A 13,814-nucleotide genomic window follows, 5' to 3' on the forward strand; every position below is an offset into this window, starting at 1 on the left:
ATAAAAAACAAAGGCAATAGTGACTATGTTGCAATTTAAATGCCGATTAGCTTATTAACTACAGTGGATGAAGAACAAGCACCAGAAGAAGCACGGTATTTGTTAACAAGAACCACTCAAGAAATGCGATCACCATCGAGTCGCGCCATAATTGAATTAATAACGACGATCATGGTGTACAGATTTGAACAATTAACTCAAGCGGAGGTAGAGTCTATGTTAGGAATCACGCTTAAGGAAACGCGAGTTTACCGAGAAATTAAGGAAGAAGGACGTGAGGAAGGACGGGAGGAAGGACGTGAGGAAGCAACAGCTAACCTTATTCTCCGGCAATTAACTAAGCGATTTGGGGAACTTTCTGAAGAAATACGCTCCTCAATTTCTGGTTTACCTTTGCCTGTTCTGGAAGATTTGAGTGAAGCACTATTAGATTTTACTAGTTTGGCCGATTTACAGGTTTGGCTAGAAGGGCGATGAAGGTTTAGGCTATCTCATATATACTTTTCCAGAACGATGGATATTCAAAAAGTTCTATGCGATCGCCGAATTATTTCCTCTAATCCAGATATTATGAGTAGTACTCCTGTGTTTGTTGGAACACGAGTTCCATTGCAGACTTTTTTTGACTATCTAGAAGGCGAAGCAGGTTTAACCGAATTTTTAGAAGATTTTCCACATTTACAAACTCAGGTGTTGCAAGTTTTGGAGGTGATTGCAAAAGCAATGCTGAATCAGGAGCAGATTACTTATGCTCATTCTGCTTGATGAAAATCTCCTGAGTAAGAAGTTGAATAAGCCGTTCATAGATGCAGGACATATAGTGCAGAATGTAGAAGATATGGGCTGGCGTGGTGTCAAAGATAAGGAACTTTTGGCTTTAGCAGATAGACATCCTTTTGATGTGTTTGTTACGTCAGACAAGAACTTACTATATCAGCAAAATTTTCTAGTTATTACACTTTAAATTTTAAGGAATGTCTGCAAGAGATATTTTCCATAATTTAGTTAGATTGGCTTTACAAAAAGATGGCTGGACAATTACACACGATCCACTGTCTATTGACTTAGCAGATGGACAATTACAAATTGATCTGGGTGCAGAACGGTTAATTGCTGCCCAAAAGCAAGACGAACTGATTGCTGTAGAAATCAAGAGTTTTGTTGCTCCTTCTGCGGTTTCTGAGTTTCATACAGCTTTGGGACAATGTTTAAATTATCGAGTAGCGCTAAAACTGAAGGAACCGGAGAGAATTCTCTATTTAGCAGTTCCGCTAGCAACTTATGAAGATTTTTTCTCACGGCAATTGCCACAACTGAGTATTCATGAATATCAATTGAAACTGCTAGTATTTGACCCTGAAAATGAGGTAATTGTACAATGGATAAGCTAGCTGAGTATCGGCAAATCATCCAGCGAGTTCTGACAAGTCACGCTCAAATTAGGCCTGCCTATGGTGAAATCGAACGGCAAACTATTTTTGATTTACAACAGGATCATTATCAAGTTGTGAATACAGGTTGGGAAAACCGCCGTCGGGTTTATGGCTGTTTAATTCACCTAGATATTCGAGATCATAAGATTTGGATTCAGTATGATGGTACTGAGGTTGGCGTGGCTAATGAATTAGTGGAGTATGGTATTCCTAAGCAAGATATAGTGCTGGCTTATCAACCTCTTTATATGCGAAAGCTGACAGAATTTGCAGTGGGATAAAGCAAGCGATCGCACTCCGATTTTTGGCTATGATTTAGAGCGATCGCACAGTTCAATAGGAACATGAATTAAATTGAGTTATTTAGCAATATTCAATTATACTTTTGCCAATGTAACAATCTCTAGCTGATCCTGATATTTGCCGCGACGAGCTTCATAACTAATAGCACAGGGTTCACCTTCTAAAAATAGCAATTGCACCACGCCTTCATTAGCGTAAATGCGACAGTCAGCACTAGAAGAATTGGAAAATTCCAAAGTTAAATGGCCTCGCCATGCGGCTTCAGCAGGCGTTAGGTTTGCTATTATGCCACAACGCGCATACGTAGATTTTCCGATGCAAATTACAGTAATATTCTCAGGAACTTCCAGTTTTTCCAGAGCAACCCCAAGTCCATAGGAATGAGCAGGTAAAATAAAGTAACTGCCATTAGCATCTGTGTGCAGTGCTGTTGGCTCCAGATTTTGGGGATTAAAGTTTTTAGGATCAACTACAGTTCCGGGAATGTGGCGAAAAATGCGGAACTCAGCCGAGGAAAGGCGTATATCATAGCCATAAGAAGATAAACCGTAGCTAATTACAGGTTGAACCGCTACAGTCTCATCTTTTTGTACTTTTCGGATTAAACTTGGCTCAAAGGGCGAAATCAAACCCTGTTGAGCCATTTCAGTAATCCAGATATCGTTCTTAATCACAAGTTCGCTACTAACGTTAATTCAAACAGACTTGATATATTAGCACGAACTGAGTATTTTGATTTAGGGTCTATAACTCCGGCGGATTTCTGTAATTTGATCTGCTACATCGAGAAGTGATTTTGGCATCTCTGGTCCTGTGAGAATGATATCAATGTGCGGAGGGCGTTTTGCCAGAAACGCTAAAACTTCAGTTTCAGGAATTAAACCAAAGTTAATCGCTAAACTTAACTCATCTAAGACAACGAGAGAATACTTACTTTCACACACTACCTGTTGTGTATACTGCCATAGCTTTTGTAAGGCTTGGTTTTCCGCATCATCTAAATGTGGTGTATCAATACAACGAGGCAAATCACAGCGAATCCAATCTAAATTTTGTCCTAGTTGTATCGGTCGATCCTGTCCTTGACGAATACCTCCTTTGAGAAACTGCACTATTAATACTGGCGTTCCTTGACCAGCTATTCTCAGTGCTTGAGCCATAACGCTTGTAAAAAAGTTGCGATGGGAGCTAGTGAAAACTTGTACTAGCCCTTCAACTGGATATGGTAAGGTAAGGGTTGAATTTATACTTGGGGTTTCTAGTTGGGCAACCATAGGGTGAAGTTCAAAAAGTTACAATAAATTAAAGTTTTGTGCTGACAGTACTTATTACAAATCTGCTTGTATAATCAATCTGTTTTTCACAGGTGTGATGGATTTGGCAAATTGCATTCTTAGTCAAACACTACGTTTGTACTGAAGTCAAGAGTTATTTTCGTTTTTTCTCTGAAAGTACTTGTAAAAATTAAAACACATGAGTTAGAGTTCCAATTATTTAAAAAAGCTGGGCGTAACGGCTGAAAACCGCTAAATGTTAGATTTTCCGGTTGTTTGGGCAAAACAGACTTAGCAAGTAGTGGATTTGACAAGATGAGGAGTTAATTGTTGTGAGATTGGTGATTCTGGGAGGTTCAGGATCGGGCAAAAGCACCCAAGCAGAAAGGCTTTGCAGATACTTTGATATTCCTTTGGTTTCTACGGGTGAGATTTTACGGGAAGCAATATCTGGTGATAAGCTCCTCCCGGAGTTCCAATGGTTGGAAGCCGATCCTCGGACTTCTCTTTCGGTTTACGCTAGCCTGAGTGAACTAGGCTACCACGCACGGCCATACGTGGAAACTGGGGAGTTGGTTCCGGATGAAATGATCATTGAACTAATCAGAATTCGCCTCAGACAACCAGATATTAATTGCGATTGGGTCTTAGAAGGCTATCCCCGTACTGCTTTCCAAGCTGAAGAATTAGATTTTTTATTGGATGATTTAGGGCAAAAGCTAGATTGGGCAATTTATCTCCAAGTCCCAGAAGCAGTCATGGTTAGCCGATCCTTGGGGCGATCGCTACCAGATGACCAACCAGAAATTGTGCAACGGCGTGTAGAATTATTTTACGATCGCACCATTCCCATCCTAGAATATTACGACCGTCGTCGCCGCTTATTAACCATCAACGGCGACCAGTCACCAGATATGGTGCTGCAAAATATTTTGACTCTGCTTTCAGTTCCTTAGATAAAGAAGCAGGGGAGGCAGAGGAAGCAGGGGGAGCAGGGGGAGCAGGAGAAGAAGCAAGGGAGCAGGGAGCAGGGAGCAAGGGAGAAGAGTTTTCCCCTCTGCCTCTTTCCCAATACCCCAAAAATGATCATTTGCAACACTAAGGTAATCTTAAGGCAGTATTGTAAAACTTGAGGCAACTCCAATGGCTTGGCAGCGTCCTGACGGTCGTCTTCCTTACGAACTACGTCCGATCAGCTTTCACCCCAGTTTCACCCGCTTTGCCCCCGGTTCTGTTCTCGCAAGATGCGGTGATACTCAAGTACTTTGTACCGTTAGCGTTAATAAAGGAGTTCCTAAGTTTCTCGAAGGAACTGGCAAAGGCTGGCTAACTGCTGAGTACCGGATGCTACCATCTGCTACTCAACAACGGCAACAAAGGGAATTATTGAAATTATCTGGACGGACGCAAGAAATTCAACGTCTGATTGGCCGTAGCTTACGTGCAGCAGTGGATTTTGAGGCGCTGGGAGAACGCACGCTAACTGTAGATGCCGATGTGTTGCAAGCGGACGCTGGAACTCGAACAACAGCCATTACAGGCGCGTTTGTGGCGTTGGCTCATGCGATTTCTAAATTGTTACAAGAGGGCGTGTTGGAGCGATCGCCTCTGTGTGGACAGGTAGCAGCAGTTTCCGTGGGATTACTGGAGGGAGAGGCATTTCTGGATATGAATTATATCGAAGATGTAGCTGCAACAGTAGATTTTAATGTGGTGATGAACCAACATTTGGGAATCATTGAAGTCCAGGGAACAGCTGAAGAAGGCAGCTTTAGCCGGACTCAGTTGAATCAACTGCTAGATGTCGCCCAAAAAGGAATTCAGGAATTGTTAATCGCCCAACGTGAAGCGATCGCTGACTGGGAAACGCTGTTTGTGATTAATTAGTTTTATTAATTTTTAATAAGAATTAATAAATTTATCCTCTGTGGGGTTAATCAACAAAGTATCAAGTAACTGGGTGTAAATAAAAATAATTATGTAAGTAGTTAGTAGTTAGTACGACTGACTACTGACAACTTACCGTTAAAGGTGATAAAGAGCGTCTAAGTTTTTCAAGCCTACTTAATCCATGATGTTAAATGTTTCAAAAGTTAAAAAGGGGGATTGTAATAAGTTCGGTATTGTATTGCCAGAAGCCAGCAATATGATGAAGCCATGAACAAAACCGTTGAAGTTCTACCGGATCAGCCAGCGCTGGTTGCACGGGCGCTAGAATTAATTCTGTCCAAATTAGAAACTGCCATTGAGCAGCGGGGGCGGTTTACCATCGCCTTATCTGGCGGCAGTACACCTAAGCCGTTATACGAAGCGATCGCAAATCAAAAACTGCCTTGGGATAAAATTCATATATTCTGGGGGGATGAGCGTTACGTACCACCAGATCACCCCGATAGCAATGAACTGATGACGCGTCGTGCGTGGCTAGATCGTGTTGATATCCCAGCAGCTAACATTCACGCCGTACCAACCTTAGAAGCTAATCCAGAACTAGCTGCTGCTAAGTATGAACAACAACTCAAAGGATTTTTTAATTCTTCTGGGGTCAAGTTTCCCTCATTGGATGTAGTATTACTAGGAATGGGTGATGATGCACATACCGCATCTTTGTTTCCCCACACAGAGGCTCTCAAAGTACGCGATCGCTTAGTTACTGTGGGTAACAAAGACGGAAACCCCAGGATAACTTTCACATACCCCTTCATCAACGCTGCGAGCAGTGTGATTTTTCTGGTTGCTGGTGCGAATAAACGACCAGCTTTGGCACAAGTCTTTGCACCTGTAGCCGATGACTTCACTTATCCATCCCGCTTAATTCAGCCCCAAGGAGAACTTTGGTGGCTGCTAGATGCGGCAGCAGGTTTGGAACTCCAACATTAAGCTTGGGAATTGGGAATTGGGCACAAAAGGCAGAGGTGCGGAGGTGCAGAGGGGCAGAGGAGAAAAACTTACTGAACTTCTCCTCTGCTCCCCTGCCTCCCCTGCCTCCCCTGCCTCCCCTGCCTCCCCTGCTCCTTTTCCCCGTATCAAATCGGCAGTAATTGCTAGAATCTAAAGCTAGGGCCGCCCTCTGCTTGCCAGTCCTAACTATATTTATGATGATCTTGAACAAAGGCTAAATATCGATGATCGTCTGCCCTAATTGCAATCATCCCAACCCTGATGGCGCTGTCCAGTGTGAAGCTTGCTATACACCGTTACCCGCGACTACTAATTGTCCCAGTTGTGGAGCTACTGTGCAGGCAGATGCTGCATTCTGCGGTCAGTGCGGCTATAACCTTCACTCCGCAGGAGTTCCACACGTTCATACTGCGGCAGTTGTAACAGTTACTCCCGATACTCCTGTGGAAGTTCCGCCGTTAGTTCCGCCCGATCCCCTGTTAGAACTTTTACAACCAGATGCTTTGGGAATGACCGGTTCTACTAACTCTAATCCCCCCATCTCATCTTTACCAGCAACAGAGGTATCTGCTCCCCCAGAGATACCTGCTACAGAAAGCAGCCCCCCAGAACCAGCTTTTGAAGCTCAACCCGTAGTCTCTAGTCAAAGTATTCCTACTCCACCACCATTGGAACCAGCGCCAGCCTCTGAAGCCGAAGTAACCCCACCAGCAGCACCAGCACCAACTGCAACAGTTGCCAGAACGCAATTGCAGCAAGTTACAGCGCGGTTAATCCACGTTCAAACTGATCGGTTAATTGAATTGCCGCAAAATCTCTCTGTCATTCATATCGGCAAGCCTAATGACCGGATTCCCCCAGATATAGATGTTTCAGGATTTCCCAATTCAGAAATTGTCTCGCGGATTCATGCAGATATTCGCGTCGAGGGAGATGCTCATTATGTAGAGGATGTAGGAAGTTCTAATGGCACCTACATTAATAATTCGCCGCTTTTACCAGGGAATCGTCATCGCTTGCGACCAGGCGATCGCATCAGCTTGGGTAAAGGAGACTTAATGACATTCCTCTTTCAACTTGCTTAACTGATTCTCTATCAATTGTGACATCAGTCTAGGCATTTTTTGCCCATCCTCCGGCATCCCTTTTGGAGGAAAAACAAATGAATCGCATCAAATAAGCGACGGATAACTAGGTTGTTTTTGATAACGCCATAGTTGACAGCCGTCGCTTCGAGGTGCGAATTGTTGCATTGTTCAGCAATAGCATTAAATATTAAAAAATAAATCTTAAGTGGAGCAGGTATTTTAGCTATTGACTATATGTAATTTAAATGCTTATAAGTTTAAGTAAATTAGGATAGAGAAAATACACTGTCAATTTTAAATTTTTAATTCTTCAGAAAAGCTAAAATCCAAAATCCAAAATAGAGCGACCTATGAGGGAACCAAGCAAAAATTTTGAAACCTTGCTTACCAAAGAAGCCCCGCCAGTTGTTGAACGCATGGGGCTAACGTGGCTAATTGCAGCAGCGATCGCAACTGCTTTACTGTGGCAATTACCAGCAGGTGATTACATCTTATATCCATTTACAATTCTGGCAACCTGGTTTCATGAAATGGGTCATGGCTTAATGGCAGTCTTATTAGGGGGACAGTTTCAGAAATTGCAGATTTTTAGCAATGGTTCTGGTGTTGCAACTTATGGCATCCGGTCGTCATTGGGGCCAATTGGCCCGGCAATGGTTGCAGCAGCAGGCCCAATGGGGCCGCCTCTTGCTGGTGCAGCTTTGATTCTGGCTTCCCGCAGTTTTACAGCAGCAACCCTCTGTTTAAAAATATTAGGGAGTTTTTTGCTATTTTCCACATTAATTTGGGTGCGTTCCCCGTTTGGATTGGTGGCAATTCCCTTGCTGGGTTTAATAATCTTGGGTATCGCTCTGAAAGCACCCCGTTGGGCGCAAGGATTTGCTATTCAATTTCTGGGTGTACAAGCTTGTGTGAGTACGTTCCATCAACTTGATTATTTATTTAGTAGTTCTGCTGGCCCCCTTGGACTATCTGATACAGCGCAAATGCAGCGCTATTTGCTTTTACCTTACTGGTTTTGGGGTGGATTAATGGCGATCGCATCTTTGGTGATTTTAGTCCAAAGTCTCCGCGTTGCCTATCGTTCAAAATGAATATGCAGATGAGCGATCGCCCTCTTGCAGTCACGAATTCAACCCTCAGTATTTTGATTGCTGAATTAAGTACAGAGTGCCTAAAAGTACAAGTCTTAGTTAATCAGTTACAGTTACCTAGTTTAACTGTTAACCAACAAGCTGAAATTCTCGCAGAACTTTTAGCTGCTGCGGTTCATCTGCATAATCATTGTGATGAGGATTTTCAGACGCTAATTATTGAGGAAATGGAGAATTTGCCTGGTGATAAGGATTGACTGGTGATTTTAGTTAAAATTGCGATCGCCAAGCATTAACTAAGCTGACGGTTGAGCGCGAATTTCATTGGGGCAAGGACGACCCTGTTCAACATCAGCAATATTAGCAAAAGTTGTTTCTGCAATATTGTGGAGAGCTTCTGCTGTAAAAAAGGCTTGATGTCCGGTAATGAGTACATTGGGAAATGTCGTCAGACGTTGGAAAATATCATCTTGAATAATTTCGCCAGACAAATCCTCAAAGAACAATTCCGATTCTTGTTCGTAGACATCAACACCGAGATAGCCAATCTTGCCAGACTTCAATCCCTCAATCACTGCTTGGGTATCAATCAGCGCTCCTCGGCTAGTATTAATTAGCATCACACCTGACTTGATTTGTTCTATAGCCTCATCGTTAATCAAGTGATGCGTTTCTGGAGTCAGGGGGCAATGTAGCGAGATAATATCCGAGTTGGCAAATAACTCAGGTAGTTGTACATACTTTCCACCTAGAGCCTCCAATTCTGGATTGCGATAAACGTCATAGGCGAGTAATTCACAACCAAACCCCTTCATAATCTGTCCTAAAATCAGACCGATTTTGCCTGTGCCGACAATCCCGACTGTGCGCTCATACAAATTAAATCCCAACAGTCCATCTAGGGAAAAATTGCTTTCTCGGACACGGTTATAGGCCCGATGAATTTTGCGATTCAGACTTAAAATCAATCCCACGGCATGTTCTGCTACTCCATAGGGTGAATAGGCAGGAACACGCACAACAGTAATTCCTAAGTCCGCGGCGGTTTGTAAGTCTACATTGTTAAACCCTGCACAGCGAAGGACAACTAGCCGAGTTCCCCCTGAGGCGAGAAGCTCTAAAGTTGGCGCGTCAACTTGATCATGCACAAATACGCAAACCGCCGGAAATCCGGCGGCGAGGATAGCTGTATCCCGATTTAAACGGGGTTCAAAAAATACTAACTCGTGTTGGGTGGGAGAATTTGCAGCTGACAAAAACTGCCGATCGTAGACTTTTGTACTGAAGACTGCTACTTTCATGCAAAACCTCAAGCTGTATGCTGCATAATGTTCGACTACATAATACCTTGGCAGTTACAAAAGCGATGTCTACGACGAGCGTAGCTGCGGCGACTTTGAAGACTGATTTTAGTTTTTGCACTGAGGCTAAGTTTTAAGGCATTAAGTTTGGTTGAAATTCTTCCCAACGTTTGCAAACTTGTTCATAGCAATCGGGCGGAGCAATTTTTAGCTGGTGTAAGAAATTGACCTCAATCTGAGGATCAGCCTTTAACACCAGTAAAATATCTTGATGGGGATTGTATGTTGCAACTACTGAGGGAATGGATGAAATCATCGATGAACTAATTGATTGCGATCGCAAATAAAGCCCAATCAAATCACAAGGAAGAAATTGGAGTGTGAAGGGAACCGTATCAAGGCTTGAAATTGTAGGATCAGTAACTTGAGTATCCACATCACAAATTACAACTCCTCGCCCAAATGACTGAAAACCGTTCCATGCTGTGTAACCTATTATCAGCAAATTAGTGTGAATAAAGCTGTTTTGCCAGTAGCCAAAATTCCCTTGCCAGATACTTTTTTCCGGTCGCATTTGCTGCCTCCTACAGAACTTTACAACAACTTATGTTTAATTCTGCCCACTTATTTAGTGGTAGAATCTTTGCTAAACCGTCTTCAAAGGTTCAGACCGTTCTGACCAAGGCAGTAATCCATCAGACTTGGTGTAATATTTACTTACATATCCCAGTACAGCAGATGCACAGCCCTCAACTGGGTCTTGGGCGTTGGCGTTCCCGAAGCATTGTGCTACGCAGATCAAGCAATAATGTTATAGTAGTATAGGGAATATGGTAAAATTTCCCTTACTTCACTGCATTTGAATATTCAAATGTGTGAATAAATAGCTGGAGAGGTGTCCGAGCGGTTCATGGTGACGCACTCGAAATGCGTTTTGGGGAAACCCAACGGGGGTTCGAATCCCCCCCTCTCCGTTTAAAAATATTCCTAAAGAACTGGACAAACAGATGTTGTTTGGCTTGATAGCTAGCAAGTGTGATTATATTTCCGTGCTTACTTAGTCAAATATTTTTCAAACTACATTAAAATATACACTGAGAATACAGATTTTTGGGATAAACTAATGCCATCGTGTGAGGAGTGAACGATGGCAGATCGCAGCATGGGGAAAGTACTCTCATTTAGTTTTATCAGCATCTGTTTATATCTGGGTATTAGTATAGGAGTCGTTATCCGGCTTGGGCAATCACAGCGATTAAACGCTGCTACTACACCTACTGAGCCTGTGCAATTTCCATTAGCTATCCCTGAACTTACGCCATTAACAACAGAAAAACAAACCTTTTCAGAGACTATTACTATCAAAGCCGTTGGAGATATTATTCCCGGCACTAATTTCCCTAACCATAGATTACCCCGATTTCGAGATCAATTATTACCAAAATCAGTGAGAACTCATTTGCAAGGATCTGATATCTTGTTTGGTAACTTTGAAAGTAGCTTAACTAATTATCCCTACACTGCTAAAGATATTAGTAGAGGACAAGTCTTTGCTTTTCGTTCCCCACCTGGATATGCCAAGCTCTTTGCTGAGGCTGGTTTTAATGTGTTTAATATGGCGAATAACCATGCAATGGACTTCGGCCCGGTAGGGTTCAAAGATACAAAGAAAAATCTTGAGGCTGTAGGCATTGCAACATTAGGTCATAAAAATCAAATTCTCTATTTAGAAGCTAACAATATCCCCGTGGCAATGGTGGGATTTTCTCCTTATGAAATGTATAATTCCATCCATAATTTGGGAGCAGCAAAAGCACTCGTCGCAGAAGCTAAAAAAAAGGCCAACATTGTACTAGTCTCAATGCACGCTGGAGCCGAAGGAACGGGGGCACTACATGTTAAGAATCAGACAGAGTTTTTTTATGGAGAAAATCGAGGTAATTCGATCAAGTTTGCTCGAAACATGATTGATGCGGGAGCAGACTTAGTATTAGGACATGGGCCTCATGTTCCGAGAGCAATGGAAATCTATAAAGGAAAAATCATTGCCTATTCTTTAGGGAACTTTTTGGGATATCGAACTTTATCTACAAATGCCCAGACGGGTGACTCTATGATTTTAGAAGTTAAACTCAACTCGACGGGAGATTTGGTAGCAAGTAAAATTATCCCTGTTCGGATGGATCGGCTGGGAATCCCTCATATTGATCAGCGTTTTCAGACTGTGAAACTTATGCGTTATTTGAATAATCAGGCTTTTCCCAAAAATCCGGTGAAGATTGATAAGAAAGGGCAAGTTATTGTACAGAAAATTAAATAAGTAATTTAGCTAAAGATGAAACAAGAAAGAAAGCTGCTCTTGTATTGGCAAGAGGCGTTTAATTTTAGATTGAAGAAAAAATCTAAAATTGACTAGTTATTGTCATCTTGTAGCTTTTCCTGAAATTGCTGATCATTCTGGGGTTGACTATCAGTCGGAGAATTTTGCTTTTCCAGTGTTGGTACTACTACAGCAGAAGGATCTGACTGTTTGGTTTCTGTCGGTGGCGCTGCTGGTATAACGACAGAATTTGACGGAATCACTGGTTGAGGGGAAGCAGAATTTTGATTAGAAGCAGGTGAGTTATTTTTGAGTAATGGTGCGGGAGAAGCATTACGAGAGGAACGGATCGCCCGTAGTTTCTCTACTAGCGAGGGTGTAGGGGAAACACTAGGTGAAGGTGTAGATTGCTCTGAATCGCTGCGTTGTGATTCTCCTGTAGGGCTACTGGGAGTTTCTTGCGGGGAAGAACGACGATTACGCCGACGCGGCTTGGAATTAGAAACAGGTGCTGATTCGCCTCTTGAGGTGGTGTTAGTCTCTTCTCCATTCTCTGAGTTAGGAACTTTCGCGGCTGGTTCTTGAGTTGGTTGTTCAAAAAGCGGCTTTGCGGTTGGCTGCGGCTGAGATTTGGGTAAGATGCTAGTGATGCCAAAGCCTGCTGTAGCAGCAATTAGGGCTACACCTATACCGATAAATATTTTAGATGACCCCTGTTTTTTAGCCAATACATTTTCTTTGGCGATACCTGGGTTGGGCTGCGCCAACACAGATGGTTTATGAATGCGATTTTGGGCAGTTTGCCCAATTAAAGTTGCTGCTTGCTGGGCAGATAAATTGACGGTTGGCACTGCATAAGTGGCTAAGTGGTGCGGTGTCATATTCACCTCATTTCCAGGTAGCAGTTGTAACCACTCAGCAACCGTCGCTGGCCGAAAACGAGACTCCACCGCCATACCGCGCATTACGGCTTGGTTGACAGAAGCACTCAAGTGTGGTTGAAGTTCACGAGGAGAAGGCATTTGCTCGCGATCGCGCAATAATGCTGGCATAGGAACTTGTGCTGTCAATAGTGCATACAAGGTTGCGGCTAAACCATAAACATCCGTGGCGGGTGTGCGCGGCGCTTGCGTCAAATACTGCTCAATTGGAGAATACCCTTCAGAAACCATACCTGTGTGAGTCTGCCTGACGCCGCCATTAAATTCTCTGGCAATGCCAAAATCAATCAGTACTACTTCCTGGGTTCCTTGACGAAGGATAATATTATCTGGTTTGACATCTCGATGTAACAAACCATTGTTATGCACTACCTGTAAAGCTGCCCCAATTTGCCGGATGTAATGAATTGCTGTAGCTTCAGGCAAAGGTATCCCTGGTAATACAAATGCGTCTCCCAAGGTTTCGCCAGGAATGTATTCCATCACCATGTAAGGCAGTCCAGCTTCCACAAAAAAGTCACTAACTCGGACTATATTTGGGTGGATACACGTAGCTAATCGTCTGGCTTCATCTTGGAATTGGCGCTCGAATTTCGCAAAATCAGCATGTTGTCGCAGCCGTTCATTGATGGTTTTCATCACCACCTCCTGACCCAAGTAGTGATGCATAGCTTTAAACGTAATGCCAAAGCCACCCCGCCCTATTTCTTGAATTAGGGTATATTTTCCATCCTGCAAAATTGTGCCTGCTAACATAGAGAGTCCTGAGTCTTGAGTGAGCAGATAACTAGCGAGTTTTGAGTCTTGGGGGATTTGCAAAAAATTTTCCCATATTTTTGGGCAGGGTTTTCGCTTGTCTATCTTACGGGATGATTTAGTTGTTGGAATTCCCTAAGCGGGAAAAACCTCCCCATGAGCACAACAGTTTTATCTTTATAGGATAACGCGAGAGTCAAGAAATCCTGAAGGAGGAAACCGGCTCAAGCTGTCTCCCACGTCCGTGATATTCAGTAAGGAAGTACAGCTTTACATACTGGTTGCTACAACTACAAAGAGCAACTCAACCTATATTACCTAAAATTTTTAACATATGATTTAGGATTTCTATTTGATTTTTGAACAAAGTTAAGTATTGTAGGGTGCGTTAGGATGAAATCCG

Annotated in this window: 16 protein-coding genes, 1 tRNA gene and 1 pseudogene; 13 read left to right on the forward strand and 5 right to left on the reverse strand. The window is 42.9% G+C overall.

The features are described from left to right. Positions 1-45: 45 nt before the first annotated feature. The 5 genes and pseudogenes from VB740_RS32460 to VB740_RS32480 form a co-directional block, all read left to right on the forward strand. Positions 46-477, forward strand: a pseudogene (locus VB740_RS32460) (DUF4351 domain-containing protein); the annotation flags it as partial. A 36-nt stretch (positions 478-513) separates the two neighbouring features. Continuing rightward, positions 514-765, forward strand: coding sequence for a DUF433 domain-containing protein (locus VB740_RS32465; RefSeq protein WP_323203939.1), 252 nt, complete (start codon positions 514-516; stop codon positions 763-765). Then, positions 749-964 carry a DUF5615 family PIN-like protein gene (locus tag VB740_RS32470; protein WP_323203940.1) on the forward strand — a complete coding sequence of 72 codons (216 nt, stop codon included), beginning with the start codon at positions 749-751 and terminating at the stop codon, positions 962-964. The genes VB740_RS32465 and VB740_RS32470 overlap by 17 nt, the downstream gene beginning before the upstream one ends. A 10-nt stretch (positions 965-974) precedes the next feature. Beyond that, complete coding sequence (locus VB740_RS32475; protein WP_323203941.1) at positions 975-1,391, forward strand: XisH family protein; 417 nt, start codon at positions 975-977, stop codon at positions 1,389-1,391. Continuing rightward, on the forward strand, positions 1,379-1,714 hold the full coding sequence (locus VB740_RS32480) for a XisI protein (RefSeq protein ID WP_323203942.1): 336 nt from the start codon (positions 1,379-1,381) through the stop codon (positions 1,712-1,714). Before VB740_RS32475 ends, VB740_RS32480 begins: the two co-directional genes overlap by 13 nt. Before the next feature lie 96 nt (positions 1,715-1,810). Here the strand turns inward: VB740_RS32480 and dcd are convergent, their stop codons facing one another. Both dcd and VB740_RS32490 read right to left on the reverse strand, forming a co-directional pair. Beyond that, the gene (gene dcd, locus VB740_RS32485; RefSeq protein WP_323203953.1) at positions 1,811-2,380 is read right to left on the reverse strand and encodes a dCTP deaminase; all 570 of its coding nucleotides are present in this window, start codon (positions 2,378-2,380) and stop codon (positions 1,811-1,813) included. Between the two features lie 93 nt (positions 2,381-2,473). Beyond that, positions 2,474-3,010, reverse strand: a complete 537-nt coding sequence (locus VB740_RS32490) for a P-loop NTPase family protein (RefSeq protein ID WP_323203943.1) — start codon at positions 3,008-3,010, stop codon at positions 2,474-2,476. A 332-nt stretch (positions 3,011-3,342) separates the two neighbouring features. On the opposite strand from VB740_RS32490, the gene VB740_RS32495 reads away from it, so the two are divergent. The 6 genes from VB740_RS32495 to VB740_RS32520 all read left to right on the forward strand — a co-directional run bounded on the left by VB740_RS32495 (position 3,343) and on the right by VB740_RS32520 (position 8,350). Further along, positions 3,343-3,966: a nucleoside monophosphate kinase gene (locus VB740_RS32495; protein WP_323203944.1), complete on the forward strand. Its 624-nt coding sequence runs from the start codon at positions 3,343-3,345 to the stop codon at positions 3,964-3,966. Between the two features lie 187 nt (positions 3,967-4,153). After that, on the forward strand, positions 4,154-4,897 hold the full coding sequence (rph, locus tag VB740_RS32500) for a ribonuclease PH (protein ID WP_323203945.1): 744 nt from the start codon (positions 4,154-4,156) through the stop codon (positions 4,895-4,897). 270 nt (positions 4,898-5,167) lie between these two features. Continuing rightward, positions 5,168-5,890, forward strand: a complete 723-nt coding sequence (pgl, locus tag VB740_RS32505) for a 6-phosphogluconolactonase (RefSeq protein ID WP_323203946.1) — start codon at positions 5,168-5,170, stop codon at positions 5,888-5,890. Between the two features lie 245 nt (positions 5,891-6,135). Next, positions 6,136-6,996 (forward strand): FHA domain-containing protein, encoded by an 861-nt coding sequence (locus VB740_RS32510; RefSeq protein WP_323203947.1) that lies wholly within the window; start codon positions 6,136-6,138, stop codon positions 6,994-6,996. A gap of 353 nt (positions 6,997-7,349) precedes the next feature. Then, positions 7,350-8,093 (forward strand): M50 family metallopeptidase, encoded by a 744-nt coding sequence (locus VB740_RS32515; protein ID WP_323203948.1) that lies wholly within the window; start codon positions 7,350-7,352, stop codon positions 8,091-8,093. Between the two features lie 8 nt (positions 8,094-8,101). Further along, entirely contained in the window at positions 8,102-8,350 is a 249-nt protein-coding gene (locus VB740_RS32520) for a hypothetical protein (RefSeq protein ID WP_323203949.1), read from the forward strand. Between the two features lie 39 nt (positions 8,351-8,389). On the opposite strand, the gene VB740_RS32525 is transcribed toward VB740_RS32520, so the two are convergent. Beyond that, a complete protein-coding gene (locus tag VB740_RS32525) occupies positions 8,390-9,394 on the reverse strand; it encodes a 2-hydroxyacid dehydrogenase (protein WP_323203950.1) in 1,005 nt (334 codons plus the stop codon). Positions 9,395-9,527: 133 nt separating this feature from the next. Next, positions 9,528-9,968 (reverse strand): hypothetical protein, encoded by a 441-nt coding sequence (locus VB740_RS32530; RefSeq protein WP_323203951.1) that lies wholly within the window; start codon positions 9,966-9,968, stop codon positions 9,528-9,530. A 315-nt stretch (positions 9,969-10,283) separates the two neighbouring features. Between VB740_RS32530 and VB740_RS32540 the strand changes: the two genes are divergently transcribed. After that, positions 10,284-10,368 (forward strand) — tRNA-Ser (locus VB740_RS32540). A gap of 173 nt (positions 10,369-10,541) precedes the next feature. Further along, entirely contained in the window at positions 10,542-11,714 is a 1,173-nt protein-coding gene (locus VB740_RS32545) for a CapA family protein (protein WP_323203952.1), read from the forward strand. 92 nt (positions 11,715-11,806) lie between these two features. Here VB740_RS32545 and VB740_RS32550 read toward each other — a convergent pair whose 3' ends face one another. After that, positions 11,807-13,411, reverse strand: a complete 1,605-nt coding sequence (locus tag VB740_RS32550) for a serine/threonine-protein kinase (RefSeq protein ID WP_323203954.1) — start codon at positions 13,409-13,411, stop codon at positions 11,807-11,809. Between the last annotated feature and the right edge of the window lie 403 nt (positions 13,412-13,814).

The organism is Nostoc sp. UHCC 0251, assembly GCF_034932245.1.
Classification (GTDB): domain Bacteria; phylum Cyanobacteriota; class Cyanobacteriia; order Cyanobacteriales; family Nostocaceae; genus Nostoc.